Here is a 14,334-nt window from a genome sequence, read left to right on the forward strand (position 1 = left end):
CGCCGATCATTTCTTGTCGAAGCTGAACTTGCCGGCACCCGCGATCAGCAGCGTGAAATAGCCCGCGAGATAGAGGTAGGCGACCTCGCCGCTCATCGGGCCGCTCAGCTTCATGCCGTGCGCCATGAAGAACGCCACGGCCATCGTCACGACCATGAAAAAACTCGCCAGCCGCGTCCACAGCCCGATCGCCACCAGCAGCGCGCAGGCGAATTCCGCGAACGTCACGAGGGCAAACTCCGGCCAGGCACCGAGCCCAAGGATCGGCTTTTCGAACATGTTTTTCCCCGCCACCAGCGCCGCGACTTTTCCCCAGCCATGTAGAAGCGCCATCGAAAGGCCGAGCCAGAGACGAAGCACGAGCAACGCGAGATCCGCACTGCGGGGGATGAATTCGAGCTGAAGGATTTTTTGCATGGGACGAAACGGGACGCCCCGACCGTTGGGCGCAAGGCCGGGGCTTGGCAAGCGATATAGTTGCACACACAATTATTTTGCCTTCCCCGCTCTTCCGCGCTTTGTTCGCCGGATGAAGACCTCTCCCGCCCTCGACGCCGGCGTCCGCATCGGCCACGTGCACCTGAAGGTCGCGAACCTGGAACGCGCCCTGGACTTCTACTGCGGCGTGCTCGGCTTCCAACTGATGCAGCGTTATGGCACGCAAGCAGCCTTCATTTCGGCGGGAGGCTATCATCATCACCTCGGCCTCAACACCTGGGAAAGTCTCGGCGGCTCGCCGCCCCCGCCCGGATCGACCGGTCTCTATCACACCGCCATCCTCTACCCGACTCGCCGCACATTGGCGGACGCGTTGCGCCGGCTCGTCGAGGCGGATTGGCCGCTCGACGGCGCGTCCGATCACGGTGTCAGTGAGGCGCTCTACTTGCGCGATCCGGACCAAAACGGCGTGGAGCTCTACCGCGACCGGCCCGAAGCCGACTGGCCGCGCACACCTGCGGGCGAACTCGCGATGGTCACGCGCCCGCTGGACCTGCACGGTCTGCTCGCAGAACTGAAATAGCGCTCACGCACACAAGCGTCGCGCCGCATCGGGCCAGCGCTCGGCCAGACTCGCCAATCCCGAAGCCAAGGCATCGCGCTGGCGCTCGAAGGTGACGACGTCCTGTCCGGGCGCCTGCACGAGGTGGCAGCTCACGAGCGTCGCCCCATCCGGGCGCGCCCAAATTCGCAGCGGGATCGCCGCCAGCGGCTCGGCCTCATCGCCCACCCGGATGTCGATCACTCCAGTGTGCGCGTCGGATTCCAGCTCGAGGAACAGGTCGCCGCACGCGGTAAACGCCCGCCAGCCGCGCCGCGAAATCTCCAGCCGATCGCAAAACGCCTGCGCCCAGCGCGGCAGATTCTCCACGTCGGCGAGGAAACCGAACACTTGATCGCGACTGGCGGCGACTGTCACGTGCAACGGCGCGACGAGCGCCTGGCTGGTGGGGGAATAATGTCGGCTCATGGGACGTGGCGTTGATGAATACACAACGAATTGCCATCCGGGTCGCAGACAATCGCCATGCGACAAACCCCGCTATCCATCGGATCAACGACGAATTTCACCTTGGCCGCCCGTAACGCCGCGATGGCGGCCTCGAACTCCGCCACCTCCAGCGCCACGGCGGGACCGTCGGGCGACGGCTTCCATTTGTCCGCAGACATGTTGCTGATCGCCAGTGTGCCGGGGCCGATGTCGTATTCGATCCAGTGCTTGCCCTCGTGCTCGAAGACCGCGGTCGATTGCAGCCCGAGCACCTGCTCGTAGAACGCGCGGGCGCGCGGGATGTCGGTGACCGGATACCCGGTGAAGGCGATGGCGGTGACTTGGAGCATGCGCTTCAGGCGTTGGACTTGCGTTGGTGAAGATAGATCGCGTTCCCGTCGGGGTCCTGAATCGCGAAACTGCGGCAGGGCGGGAAGTCGTTCGGGCCCCACACCAGCGGCACGCCCGCCGCGCGGAGGTTCGCCAGCGCGTCGTCGAAATTCGTGATCTCGAGCGCCACGCCGGGACTCGGCCCGCCGCTCAGGCCCGGCATCGAATAGGTCGTCAACGCGAGCGCGCTCTCGCCCGTGTCGTATTCGATCCACCACATGCCCGGCGCGAATTCCATCTCCGCGCAGAGAGCGAGGCCGAGTGTCTTGCCGTAAAACTCACGCGAGCGCGCGGGGTCCTTGATGTTGAAAACGGTGAAGGCGATTCCAGTGACTTTGAGCATGGCGATGCAGGGTTGAGGTTTGATCCCACCGCTACCGGACAGCGGCGGGATCGAAATGCGGATTGAAAATCAGGCCGAGAGTGTTGCCGAACGGATCGACGACGGACGCGACCACGATCCCGCCACCGACCTCGTTCGGGGCTTCGAGCGAAGTCGCTCCCAAGCGCACGAGTCGCTTGTGCGCCGCGGGCACGTCGTCCACTCCCCAATAGGCCACGCCGCCGCCCGGACCGGACGCGGCGCGAGCATCGGGAATCAAACCCAGCTCGAAGCCACCGACCGCGAAGCCGACGTAGAACGGCTCGTCGAAATAGGGCGCCTGACTGAGCGCGCGTGAATACCAATCCTTGGCGCCGGCCAGATCCGGCGCCGCAAGCAAGTGAGAGCGAAGTCCTTTGAGCATGGGAGTGAGGATTAATTGTTCTGCTTCGGCTCCGTCGGCAGCGGCAGCGAGGCCTGGCCGAAGACGTATTTCCATCCGGACGGCGTCCGCACGTAGGTGTCGCTAAACCAGACCTTGAAATCGAAGGACTGGCCGTGCGTCGCGCCCTTGCACCAGAGCAACGCGGTGACCACCGCCGTGTCGCCCCACACCCGCACTTTCTGCGAGCCCGGCTCCTCATCCTGCTTCTCGTAGACGCGCTCCTTCGTCCGCGCCGCGACGATATGGTCTTCGCGCGTGTAAACCCGGCCGCGACCGGTGATCAGCACCATGTCGTCCGCCAGCGTCCGCACGATCGTCTCGGCATCGTTGTTCTTCACCGCGAGTTGGAAGGCGGTGTCGAGCGCCGCGACGGCGGCGGCGTCCTCGTCGACCGACGCCGAGGCCGCGGGCACCGCAGCGAGAAACGCACCGGCGGTCAGGAGACTGAGTAGTGGGGTGGAACGGAGCACGTGGCGGGGAATCATGCCCCACTCTACCAAGGCCCCCTGACAGCCCTATGTCAGGAACGTCAACCTGCACCCCGACAGGACGAAGCCCCGTGAGGCGGGATCAACGGTGCCGCTGCGCGATGCGTTCGGCCTCGGCGCGCACCAGAGCGCGCAACTGCGGCGGCTCCAGCGCCTCCGCGCTCGTGCCGAACGACAACAGCCACCGCGCCATCCATTCGAGCGACATGGTGTAGAGCGAGAACTCCGCTCCGCCGTCGCGTTGCTTCCCCTCCACGAGCGTGGCGTAGCTTTCGCGGCGCGCTTTTTCCTGCACGAATTTCGAGAACCACACGCGCGCGGGGATCATCTCCTGCTCCGCGCCGCCGTAGGTGCGCATGTGCTCGGCGAGGTTGAAATCCGGCCGCGGCTCGAACCGATCGCTCCGCAATTCGAGCCGCTTGATGCGGTCGATGCGGAAGTGCCGCAGATCCGTCCGCAACCGGCACCACGCCACGAGATACCACGAGCCGCCGTAGAACACGACGCCGAGCGGCTCCACGTCGCGCTGCGTCTCGTCGCGCGCGTTGCCCCGATACGTCATCCGCAGCACGCGCCGCTGCACGACACCCTGCTGCACCGGCAGCAACATCGGCTGCGTCGCCGGATCCTGGTTCGGCCCGAAACCGCGCCCCACGACGAGCGTGCCGCGCACGAGCTTGTCGACGTGATCCTGCGACTCGCGCGGCAGCACCGCGCGGAGCTTGTCGAGCGCCGTCGTCATCGGCACGTGCAGCGACGGATCGGTGAACTGTTTCACGAGTTCGCCGCCGACGAACAGCGACGACGCTTCCTCGCCCGTGAACATCACCGGCGGCAGGTGATAGCCCTTCATCAACGTGTAGCCCACGCCCGCCTCGCCTGCGATCGGCACACCCGCCTCGCTGAGCGCGGAGATGTCGCGGTAGACCGTGCGCTCCGTGACCTCGAAATGTTCCGCCAGCTCGCACGCGCGCACGACGCGCCGCCCTTGCAGGTAAAGCACCATGGCGACGAGGCGGTCGGTCCGATTCATGTCCGGTCAACTTGCCGCGCCCGACGCGCCCCGGCCAGAATTTTCCCTCGCGCCGCCGCCACCGCGCATCGCTCCGCCCGGCCAACTCGATTTGGCGTAATACGCAAAATCGCCCGCACGCCACTCCGGGCAATTTGCCGTAATACGGCAAATCGGGCGCCGTGCGACCGGACGGAGACCCAGCGAGCGCGCAACCTCGGTTTACGCGGTTGCGCGCGGGCAGAACCGCGCGTTGGATCGCCGCGCATGTCGAAGGTCTATTTCTACTATTCGGCGATGAACGCCGGCAAATCCACCGTGCTGCTCCAATCGAGCTACAACTACCGCGAGCGTGGCATGCACACGCTGCTCTTCGTCCCCGCGATCGACACGCGGGCCGGCACGGGCCGCATCCAATCGCGCATCGGCCTCGCCGCCGACGCGATGGCGCTGCAGGCGGATGAAGATGTCTTCGCGCACGTGAAGGCCGCGCACGCCGCGCAGCCGGTCGCGTGCGTGCTGATCGACGAGGCGCAATTCCTCACTCGCCCGCAAGTGGAGCAACTCACCGACGTCTCCGACCGCCTCGGCATTCCCGTGCTCTGCTACGGCCTGCGCACGGATTTCCAGGGACAACTCTTCCCCGGCAGCGCCGCGCTCCTCGCGCTCGCCGACAATCTCATCGAGCTGAAAACCATCTGCCACTGCGGCCGCAAAGCCACGATGAACCTCCGCGTCGGTCCCGACGGCCGCGCGGTGAAGGAAGGCGCCCAAGTCGAGATCGGCGGCAACGAACGCTACGTCGCGATGTGCCGCCGCCACTACAAGGACGCTCTGGCGCAAGCCTGACTCCCGGCGCCGCGCAGGGCCGTTCGTCCCATTTTTTGGCCGGTGCGCAGGGATTGCTCTCATTAGCCCGGGAAATATATCCGGAAAGACCGGAGCGTGCGTCCGTGCGGGTCGTGGCACGCATCCCGTTGGGTGCGTTTGACTCCGGAATGTGCTTTGGCCGGTGCTCCACTCGACGAGCCCCAGCTGTCGGCCGCAACGATCAAGCACACCTACAGTCCTGCTCCTTCTGAACCGATACGGGGAAAAACTCCGCTTCTCGCGCTCCATTCTGTTCATGAGAAACCTCACCATTCCTCAACGGATTCTGGCCGGCTTCGCCATTCTGCTCCTCGCCGCCGTCGGTGGCGGCGTGTTCGCCTACGTGCGCCTCCTCGAAGTCCGCGACGTCACCACCGTCGTCACGCGCGACGCACTGCCGACGATCGACCTGCTCCGCCAGATCCAGAACAACGTCCAGGCCAACGTCACCAACACTTACCAGCACGCGATCACGGACAACTCCGACCAAAAGCGCTTCACCGAAATCGAAGCCGAGATGAAGCGCGGTAGCGCCGCGATCACCGAGTGCTACCAGAAACTCGACCCGCTCCTCACCAGCGAGGAGGACAAGGTCTCCCTGCAGAAGATTCTCGCCGCCCGCGGCCGCTACACCGGCACCCGCGGCGAGCTTCTCAAGAAGAGCCGCGAGCTCAACGGCGACCAGATGGGCCGCCTGCTCGACGAGCAGCTCGTCCCTCGCCGCGACGAATACCTCGCCGCCATCGACGAGCTCATGCAGCGCAAGTCCGCCCTCGGCCAGAGCGCCAGCATCACCGTCGACAACACCGTGCGCAGTTCCACCCGCCTCATCGCCATCGGCGTCTTCACCGCCATCCTCGCCGGCGGCCTGATCTCGTGGTGGATCATCCGCCTCACCTCGCGCGCTCTGCGCGAGATCGCCACGCAGCTCGCCAGCGGCTCCGCGCAAGTCGCCACGGCGGCCACGCAGGTCAGCAGCTCCGCCCAGAATCTCGCCGCCGGCTCCAGCGAACAAGCCGCCTCGATCGAGGAAACCAGCGCCTCACTCGAGGAGATTTCCTCGATGACCAAGCGCAACGCCGAGTCCGCCGCCCAAGCCAAGCAACTCGCCAACGGCACGCGCCACGCCGCGGAAACCGGCGCCACCGACGTCACCGCCATGACCGACGCCATGGGCGCGATCAAAGCCTCATCCGACAACATCGCGAAGATCATCAAGACAATCGACGAAATCGCCTTTCAGACGAACATCCTCGCCCTCAACGCCGCCGTCGAAGCCGCCCGTGCGGGCGAAGCCGGCGCCGGCTTCGCTGTGGTGGCCGAGGAAGTCCGCAACCTCGCCCAACGCTCCGCCACCGCGGCGAAGGAAACCGCCGAGAAGATCGAGGACGCCATTTCCAAGAGCGCCCACGGCGCCGGCATTTCCGAACGTCTCGCCAAGTCCCTCGACGAAATCGTCGGCAAGGCGCGCAAGGTCGACGACCTCGTCGCCGAAATCGCCCAGGCTTCGCAGGAGCAATCCCAAGGCATCGGCCAGGTGCTGACCGCCGTCACGCAGATGGACAAAGTCACGCAGTCCAACGCCGCCAGCGCCGAGGAAAGCGCCGCCGCTGCCGAGGAGCTCAACGCCCAGGCCCAGTTGCTCGACGAGGCCGTGGCCCAGCTCGAAATCCTGGTCGAGGGCGAACGCCACACCACCGCGTCCGCTCACAAGTCCGCCGCCGCGTCGGTCGCCGCCCGGTCCGCCACCGCCGCCCCGAAGCGCGAGCTGGCCGAGACGCACTGAGCGTCTGCTCTTTCCGCCCGTTGCCGCCGCCGGCTCCGGCGGCGCACCATGAAAAACGCGAGCGCCGTCACCGGTCGCTCGCGTCGCAATGGCAAATGGGTTCGCGCGTCAGCTCGACCACTTCACCTGGCGCATGTCGCCCTGCTCGAGGTAGGCGAGGTGCATCTTGAATGCGTTGTGCAGCGTCTGCGGCACGTGGCCCTTGGCGGAGATGCGCAGATACTCGCGCAGCGAGTCGCGATACTCGGGATGCACGCACTTCTCGATCATCAGCGATGCGCGCTCGCCGGGCGATTTGCCGCGGAGATCGGCCACGCCGTGCTCGGTCACCACGACCTGCACCGAGTGCTCGCTGTGGTCGAGGTGCGTGACGAGCGGCACGATCGTGCTGATCGAGCCCTTCTTCGCCACCGACGGGCAGGTGTAGATGGAGATCTGCGCGTTGCGAGTGAAGTCGCCCGAGCCGCCGATGCCGTTCATCAGGTCGCGGCCCATGACGTGCGTGCTGTTCACGTTGCCGAAGAGGTCGACCTCGATCGCGGTGTTGATCGTGATCAGGCCGAGGCGGCGGACGATCTCGGGGCTGTTCGTGATTTCCTGCGGACGCAGCACGACGCGCGAGCGGAAGAACTCGAGGTCGCCGTAGAACTGCTGGAGCTGCTGCGGGCTCACCGTGAGCGAGCAGCCGCTGGCGAAGGTGCACTTGCCGCTTTTCAGCAGATTGATGACGGAATCCTGGATGACCTCCGTATACATCATGAACGGCGGAATGCCGGGGTTGGCGCCGAGCGCGCCGATGACGGCGTTGGCGATGTTGCCCACGCCGGATTGCAGCGGGAGGAACGACGACGGCAGGCGGCCGACCTTGATCTCGCTCGCGAGGAATTGCGCGACGTTCTCGCCGATCTTGTTCGTCACTGCGTCGGGTGCGTCAAAACCACCGGACTCGTCCGGCGTATTCGTCAGCACGACGCCGGCGATTTTCTTCGGGTTGACCTTGATGAAGCTCGCGCCGACGCGGTCGGTGGGCGCGTAGATCGGAATGGCGCGGCGGAACGGCGGATCGGCCGGCTCGAAGAGATCGTGAAAGCCCATCAGGTCGCCTGGGTGGTAGGCGTTAAGCTCGATGATGATCTTGTCCGCGAGCCGCGCGAAGGTGTTCGCGCAACCCACCGAGGTCGTCAGCACGATCTCGCCCTGCGCGGTCACATGGCTCGCCTCGAGAATGGCCCAGTTCATCTTGCCGAACACGCCGCTGCGCACCGCCGGCTGCACGGCGGAAAGGTGCAAGTCGAAGAACTGCGTGCGGCCCTCGTTGATCGATTTGCGCAGCGTCGGGTCGGACTGATACGGCGTGCGCCAAGCGATGGCCTCGGCCTCGGCGAGCGCGCCGTCGAGCGACTTGCCGGTCGAGGCGCCGGTGATGACGCCGAGCTTGAAGGGACGGCCGGCCGCGTGCTCGGCCTTAGCGCGAGCCGCGATGGCGAGAGGCACGACCTTGCACGCGCCGGCGGCCGTGAAGCCGCCGAAGCCGATCGTGTCCTTGTCCTGCACCAAGGCCGCAGCTTCCTGCGGTGAGAGCGTGGGGAACGGATAGTTCATGGGAAATCGTGAGAGTGGAAAATGCGCCAATTGGGCGAGTTTTACCATGTCAGGTTTGCGCGCCAGCCGCTGTGCAACACTTGGCACGCCGCACGCGATTCTTGCGACTGACACTGAAAACTCCGCCGACCCTCTCTCGCCCCGGCCCGGGCAGAACAAAATCCGGCCAAAGCTCCCCACGGGACGCGCAGGGTGTCCCGTTGCCGGGCTTATGACAAAACCGCTACGCTCGCCGGCAAATGAAAAACCCCCGCCCCGACTACCGCACTCAGGCGATGTCCGCCGAAGACGTGGTGAAACTCATCCCCAGCGGCGCGCGCTGCTTCCTGCACGGCGGCGCCGCGACGCCCACCGCCCTCGTCGACGCGCTCGCTGCGCGCACCGACGTCGAAGGCGTGCGCGTCTACCACGTCCACACCGAAGGCCGCCTCGCCATCGTCGACAAAGCCTGCGAAGGCCGCGTCCGCTCGATCTCGCTCTTCAGCGGCGCCGCCACGCGACCGGTCATCGCCGAAGGCCGCGCGGACTTCATGCCGGTGTTCCTTTCGGACATCCCGTCGTTCTTTCGCAGCCGCCAGATTCCGCTCGATGTCGCCATCGTGCAGCTCTCGCCGCCGGACGAGCACGGCTGGTGCACGCTCGGCACCTCGGTTGACGTGGCACTCGCCGCCTTCGAGAGCGCCACGACCGTCATCGCTGAGATCAACGAGCAGATGCCGCGCACCCGCGGCGAGTCGTTCGTGCCGTTCTCGCGTGTCAACGCCTTCATCGCCACCAACCGCACGATGCACCAGCATCCGCCCGAGCCGGAGAGCCCCATCGAAGGCCGCATCGGCGAAATCATCTCCGACCTGGTCGAGGACGGTTCGACGCTGCAAATGGGCATCGGCGCCATCCCGGACGCCGTGCTCGCGCGCCTGCACCACAAACGCGACCTCGGTATCCACACCGAGATGTTCTCCGACCGCCTCGTGCCGCTCGTCGAGTCCGGCGCCGTGACGAACAAGTTCAAAGCCGTCTTCCCCGGCCGCATCGTCACCGCCTTTTGCGTCGGCACGCAGAAGACTTTCGACTTCGTGCACGACAACCCGTTCGTCACCTTCTCCGGCTCCGACCGCACGAACGACACCGCCGCCATCCGCAAGAATCCCAAGGTCGTCGCGATCAATTCCGCCATCGAGATCGACCTCACCGGCCAAGTCTGCGCCGACTCGATGGGCCACGCGATCTACTCGGGCATCGGCGGCCAAATGGATTTCATCCGCGGCGCCGCGCTCTCGCCTGGCGGCAAACCCATCATCGCCCTCCCCGCCACGGCGAAGAACGGCACCATCTCGCGCATCACCGCCGAGCTGAAACCCGGCGCCGGCGTCGTCACCACGCGCGGCCACGTGCACTGGGTCGTCACCGAATACGGCGCCGTCAACCTCTGGGGCAAGACGCTCCGCGAGCGCGCCAACGCCCTGATCTCGATCGCGCACCCGGATTTCCGCACCGAACTCCGCCGCCGCGTGAACGGCCTGCGGCACTTCAACTTCTCCGAGTAACCGCTCCGCCAAGGTGGTCGCCGCCGTCCCGGCGGCGACAAAGCGTATCCCGTCGTTGCGGCGCCACTGCCGACCACGGCACCCGCCTTCGCCATGCGTCCAAGCCGCGCGTGCGCGATTGCACCCCGCCGCCGAATCGCTTCTTTCGTGCGCGCCTTCTCCACGCCATGACCACGACCGTCGCCTTCTTCGACACCAAGCCCTACGACCGCGAGTATTTCGCGCCCGCCAGCGAGAGCGGCGACCTCACGCTGCGTTTTCTCGATCACCGCCTGACCGAAAACACCGCCGCCACCGTCATCGGCGCGGACGCCGTTTGCTGCTTCGTCAATGACCGCCTCGATCGCTCGCTCCTCACGCACTTGAAAAACGCCGGCGTGCGCCACGTCGCGCTCCGCTGCGCCGGCTTCAACAACGTCGACCTCGCCGCCGCCAAGGAACTCGGCCTCGCCGTCACGCGCGTGCCCGCCTACTCCCCGCACGCCGTCGCCGAGCACACGCTCGCACTCCTGCTCACGCTCAACCGCAAGATCCACCGCGCCCACAATCGCGTGCGCGAACAGAACTTCTCCCTCGCTGGCCTCGTCGGCTTCGACCTCCACGGCAAGACCGCCGGCATCGTCGGCACCGGCAAGATCGGCCGGATCGTCGCCGAGATTCTCCGCGGCTTCGGCATGCGCGTGCTCGCCTGCGATCCGTTTCCCGATGCCGTCTGGGCCGCGCAACACCGCGTCAGCTACGTCTCGAAGACGGACCTCTTCGCGCAGAGCGACGTCATCTCGCTCCACTCGCCGCTGACGCCCGAGACACACCACCTCGTCAACGAGCCCACGCTCGCCGCCATGAAGCGCGGCGCGTTCATCGTGAACACCAGCCGCGGCAAGCTGATCGACACCGCCGCGCTCATCGACGGTCTGAAGTCCGGCCGTGTCGGCGGCGTCGCCCTCGACGTCTACGAGGAGGAGGAAGGCGTCTTCTTTGAAGACCACTCCGACCGCGTCCTCGCGGACGACGAGCTCGCGCGCCTGCTCACGTTCCCGAACGTCCTCATCACCGCGCACCAGGCTTTCCTCACGCGCGAAGCGCTCGGTGAGATTGCCCGCGTGACCTTGGAAAATCTCCGCCGCGGCGCAGCACGCACGCCGTTCCTCGACGGCACGCAACTCGCCTGAGCGTCGCCCCGCGCGCCAACCCCTCCGCCGCCTGTTTCTCCCCGTCAACCGCACTGGAGCCTTCATTACGTAATACGTAATGTTCTCCGCCCGCCACTCCGCGCTCCGCGGCCGCCCTCGGTCGCTATCACTCAGCGTGCGCTTGCCATCCCGCCGGCGCTCGCGTCCGCTCCCAACTCCGCCTCGCAATGTCGTTTCTCGCACCCATGTCCGCCGCGCTTCTCATCTTCGTCGGAACCTACACTCCCAAAGACGGCGCGAGCCGCGGCATCTACACCGTGCGTCTCGACCCGCAGACCGGCGCGCTCAGCCCGGCCGAACTCGCCGCCGAGACCCCGAACCCGACCTTCCTCGCATGGCGCCCGGACGGCAAAATCCTCTACGCCCTCGGCCCAGGCGATGATCCTTCCGGCAAGGTCTCGGGCGGCGCCGTCGCATTCGCCTTCGATGCCGCGACGACGCGGCTCACGCCCCTCGGCGGACGCGGTGCCGGCGACCCGACGACGCACCTCGCGATCACCGCCGACGGCCGCATGCTCCTCACCGTCGCCTACGGCGGCGGCACGGTCGCGAGCTTTCCGCTCTCCGCCGACGGCCGGCTTGCAGAGCGCGCGTCGCTGTTCCGGACGGCCGGAGAACTCGGGCCCAGCCGCGCACGTCAGGACAAACCGCATCCTCATTCCGTCACGCTTTCGCCCGACGGGCGTTTCGCGTATGTCTGCGATCTCGGCCTGGACCGGATCTTCGTGTTCGCGCTCGATCCCGCGCGCGGGTCGTTCGCTCCCGCGGGAGATGTCGCCGTAGCCCCCGGTGCCGGCCCACGCCACAGCAAGATCTCCGCCGACGGCCGCTTCCTCTACGCCATCAACGAACTGAGCGGCAGCATCACCGCATTTTCGCGCGATCTGGCCAGCGGAGCGCTGCAGAGCATCCAGACGCTCCCGACGCTTCCGGCCGATTTCCACGGTGAGAACACCTGCGCCGAAATCCGGCTGCACCCGAACGGCCGTTTCGTTTACGGCTCGAACCGCGGCCACGACAGCCTCGCCGTCTTCGCGCGCGATCCGGAACACGGCACGCTCTCGCTCGTGCAGATCCTTCCCTGCGGCGGCAAGCACCCGCGCAATTTCAACCTCTCACCTGACGGCCGCTGGCTCGTCTGCGCCAACCGCGACAGCGACAACCTCGTGAGCTTCGCCGTCGATGCCGCGACCGGCCGCCTCACGCCGACCGGCCACACGACCACCGTGCCGCAAGCCGTCTGCGTGCTGTTCGCCGCGGAGTAGCACCAACCACCCTCGTTCTTCCTTTCTGTCATCGCGAGGTGCGCGAAGCGCGCCGTGGCGATCCAGCGGAATTGCTTCGTCGCTGCGCTCCCCGCAACGACAAGGGAGATGCTAAGGAGCTTAGTGAACCGAAGCGGCACCTCCGAGCCCACCGCAACTGACTCTCGGCGCACGCGGCCCTCGCGCCCTACCCTGTGCCTCAGAATACGGTCTCGCCGAGCTTCGGTGTCGGCGGACGGAGCGTCAACAGCAGGTAATACGCGGCCGTCGCGAGCACCGCGGCCACGACGAGAAACCAGTCGCCGTGCTCCGTGTAGAAACTCGGGCGGTTCACCCAGCGCGGATCGCGTGTGACGTTCACCGTCTCCGCGCCGCGGAAATAGACGCTGCCGTTCTCGTCGCGCAGATTGGCGCGGATGTTGCCGAACTCGTCGATCCAGCCCGACCAGCCAGCGTTGCCGACGCGGATCAGCGGACGCCGATTTTCCACGGCGCGCAGCACGGAGTGCGTCGCATGCTGGTAAGCCGCCCCGCCCTCGCCGAACCAGCCGTTGTTCGTCACGACCGCGAGCACCTCCGCGCCGTCGCGCACGCTCTGACGGGCGAGGCCGGGGAAAATATCCTCGTAGCAAATCAACAGGCCAAGCCGCGTGACGCTGCGTCCGGTCGTGAGCGCCAGCGGACGCGCATCCTCGCCCGGCGCAAAATCCCCCGGCCCGAGCGGCACGAACTTCGTCAGCCAGCCGAGCACGGAGCGGAACGGCACGTATTCGCCGAACGGCACGAGCTTGCGCTTCGCGTAGCCCGGCTCCTGCAGGCCCGTGACCGGATCGACCACGAAAGCGCCATTGAACCATTCTTCGGATTCGCCGCTGCCCTGCGTGAAAACGCTCCCGAGCACGATCGGTTTGCCCGTGCGCTTCGAAACATACTCCAGCCACTGTTGCACGGAAGGATCGCGGTGGACCGGCCACGGCACGACCGCCTCCGGCCAGAAGATCGCATCGGGCGCACCGCGCTCGTTGGCGTCGGTCGTGACCTTCTCGATCGTCTTCAACACTTCGCGCGCCTGCTGCGGGTCCCACTTTTCACCCTGCGGAATGTTCGGCTGCACGAGGGCGACACGCGCGAGCTTCTGCCGCTGCTGTCCCATCAGCTCTGCGAGGAACGGAAACGACGAGAGCACGAGCAGCATGAGCGCCGCCATGAATTCCGGGCTGCGCTTGCGGAGCCCAGTCGCGCCCTCGAAGAAAATGCGATGCGCGTAGGCGGCCACACCGCACGAGAAAAACACGAGCACGAACGACACGACCCATGCGCCGCCATAGGAAGCGCTCTGCAGCACCAGCGGACGCTGCCATTGCGACGCCGCCAGCGGCAGCCACGGGAAACCGCCGAACAACCAGCCGCGCAACGCCTCGTTCATCACCCACAAACTCGCGAGTCCACCGATGCCGATCAGTCGGACCATCGCGCGATGTCCGCGCAGTTTCGGCACAAACCACCACGCCGCGAGATACCACAGTGTGGCGAGCGCACCGATGAAGGGCCCGAGCAGGAACGGCGCGAGCCAGTAGGCATTGCCGAGCCACGACAGCAGCCAAGTCCACGCGACGACATTCGCCCCGAGCAGCGTGAGCGCGTAGGGTTTGAAGCGCGGCGTGCGATACGCCCACAGCAACGCGGGCGCCGCGAGCACGTAGCCCGCCTCACCGACCGCGACCGGCGGGAACGCCACGTAGGTCAGCACGACCGTGAGCGCAAAAACCCACAGCCCCCAACCGAGGTGCGGGTGCTCCTGCCAGAAGGTGGGCTTCGGGTCGTAGGGATCGGAGACGGTGCGGCTATCGGCGATCATCACAGGAGTGAATCGGCAGTGGAGGGCTCGGCTACTGCCGAGCCGCAGCGATCACGGCGAAAGGGAT

General features: G+C 66.5%; 15 protein-coding genes. 6 read left to right on the forward strand and 9 right to left on the reverse strand.

Annotated features, from left to right (window positions below; genetic code table 11):
• Positions 1-6: 6 nt before the first annotated feature.
• On the reverse strand, positions 7-417 hold the full coding sequence (locus KF715_16800) for a DoxX family protein (GenBank protein ID MBX3738357.1): 411 nt from the start codon (positions 415-417) through the stop codon (positions 7-9).
• A gap of 112 nt (positions 418-529) precedes the next feature.
• Between KF715_16800 and KF715_16805 the strand changes: the two genes are divergently transcribed.
• A complete protein-coding gene (locus tag KF715_16805; GenBank protein MBX3738358.1) occupies positions 530-1,021 on the forward strand; it encodes a VOC family protein in 492 nt (163 codons plus the stop codon).
• Between the two features lie 3 nt (positions 1,022-1,024).
• Here KF715_16805 and KF715_16810 read toward each other — a convergent pair whose 3' ends face one another.
• From KF715_16810 to KF715_16835, 6 genes are all read right to left on the reverse strand, one after another.
• Entirely contained in the window at positions 1,025-1,468 is a 444-nt protein-coding gene (locus KF715_16810; GenBank protein ID MBX3738359.1) for a hypothetical protein, read from the reverse strand.
• On the reverse strand, positions 1,465-1,839 hold the full coding sequence (locus tag KF715_16815) for a VOC family protein (GenBank protein ID MBX3738360.1): 375 nt from the start codon (positions 1,837-1,839) through the stop codon (positions 1,465-1,467). Before KF715_16815 ends, KF715_16810 begins: the two co-directional genes overlap by 4 nt.
• A gap of 5 nt (positions 1,840-1,844) precedes the next feature.
• Positions 1,845-2,222, reverse strand: a complete 378-nt coding sequence (locus tag KF715_16820; GenBank protein MBX3738361.1) for a VOC family protein — start codon at positions 2,220-2,222, stop codon at positions 1,845-1,847.
• A 31-nt stretch (positions 2,223-2,253) separates the two neighbouring features.
• Positions 2,254-2,625 (reverse strand): hypothetical protein, encoded by a 372-nt coding sequence (locus KF715_16825; protein MBX3738362.1) that lies wholly within the window; start codon positions 2,623-2,625, stop codon positions 2,254-2,256.
• Between the two features lie 11 nt (positions 2,626-2,636).
• On the reverse strand, positions 2,637-3,116 hold the full coding sequence (locus KF715_16830; GenBank protein MBX3738363.1) for a nuclear transport factor 2 family protein: 480 nt from the start codon (positions 3,114-3,116) through the stop codon (positions 2,637-2,639).
• Positions 3,117-3,216: 100 nt separating this feature from the next.
• The gene (locus KF715_16835) at positions 3,217-4,167 is read right to left on the reverse strand and encodes a YafY family transcriptional regulator (protein ID MBX3738364.1); all 951 of its coding nucleotides are present in this window, start codon (positions 4,165-4,167) and stop codon (positions 3,217-3,219) included.
• Between the two features lie 246 nt (positions 4,168-4,413).
• On the opposite strand from KF715_16835, the gene KF715_16840 reads away from it, so the two are divergent.
• Entirely contained in the window at positions 4,414-4,995 is a 582-nt protein-coding gene (locus KF715_16840; protein MBX3738365.1) for a thymidine kinase, read from the forward strand.
• A 706-nt stretch (positions 4,996-5,701) separates the two neighbouring features.
• Positions 5,702-6,802 carry a hypothetical protein gene (locus tag KF715_16845; GenBank protein ID MBX3738366.1) on the forward strand — a complete coding sequence of 367 codons (1,101 nt, stop codon included), beginning with the start codon at positions 5,702-5,704 and terminating at the stop codon, positions 6,800-6,802.
• 108 nt (positions 6,803-6,910) lie between these two features.
• On the opposite strand, the gene KF715_16850 is transcribed toward KF715_16845, so the two are convergent.
• Positions 6,911-8,404, reverse strand: a complete 1,494-nt coding sequence (locus KF715_16850; protein ID MBX3738367.1) for a succinate CoA transferase — start codon at positions 8,402-8,404, stop codon at positions 6,911-6,913.
• A 239-nt stretch (positions 8,405-8,643) separates the two neighbouring features.
• Here KF715_16850 and KF715_16855 point away from each other — a divergent pair, with 239 nt between their 5' ends.
• The 3 genes from KF715_16855 (at position 8,644) to KF715_16865 (ending at position 12,409) form a co-directional block, all read left to right on the forward strand.
• A complete protein-coding gene (locus tag KF715_16855) occupies positions 8,644-9,951 on the forward strand; it encodes an acetyl-CoA hydrolase/transferase family protein (GenBank protein MBX3738368.1) in 1,308 nt (435 codons plus the stop codon).
• Positions 9,952-10,118: 167 nt separating this feature from the next.
• Complete coding sequence (locus tag KF715_16860; GenBank protein ID MBX3738369.1) at positions 10,119-11,123, forward strand: 2-hydroxyacid dehydrogenase; 1,005 nt, start codon at positions 10,119-10,121, stop codon at positions 11,121-11,123.
• Positions 11,124-11,329: 206 nt separating this feature from the next.
• Entirely contained in the window at positions 11,330-12,409 is a 1,080-nt protein-coding gene (locus KF715_16865) for a lactonase family protein (GenBank protein MBX3738370.1), read from the forward strand.
• A 199-nt stretch (positions 12,410-12,608) separates the two neighbouring features.
• On the opposite strand, the gene lnt is transcribed toward KF715_16865, so the two are convergent.
• On the reverse strand, positions 12,609-14,267 hold the full coding sequence (gene lnt / locus KF715_16870; GenBank protein ID MBX3738371.1) for an apolipoprotein N-acyltransferase: 1,659 nt from the start codon (positions 14,265-14,267) through the stop codon (positions 12,609-12,611).
• Positions 14,268-14,334: the final 67 nt, after the last annotated feature.

This window comes from Candidatus Didemnitutus sp., from assembly GCA_019634575.1.
In the GTDB taxonomy this organism is placed as follows: domain Bacteria; phylum Verrucomicrobiota; class Verrucomicrobiia; order Opitutales; family Opitutaceae; genus Didemnitutus.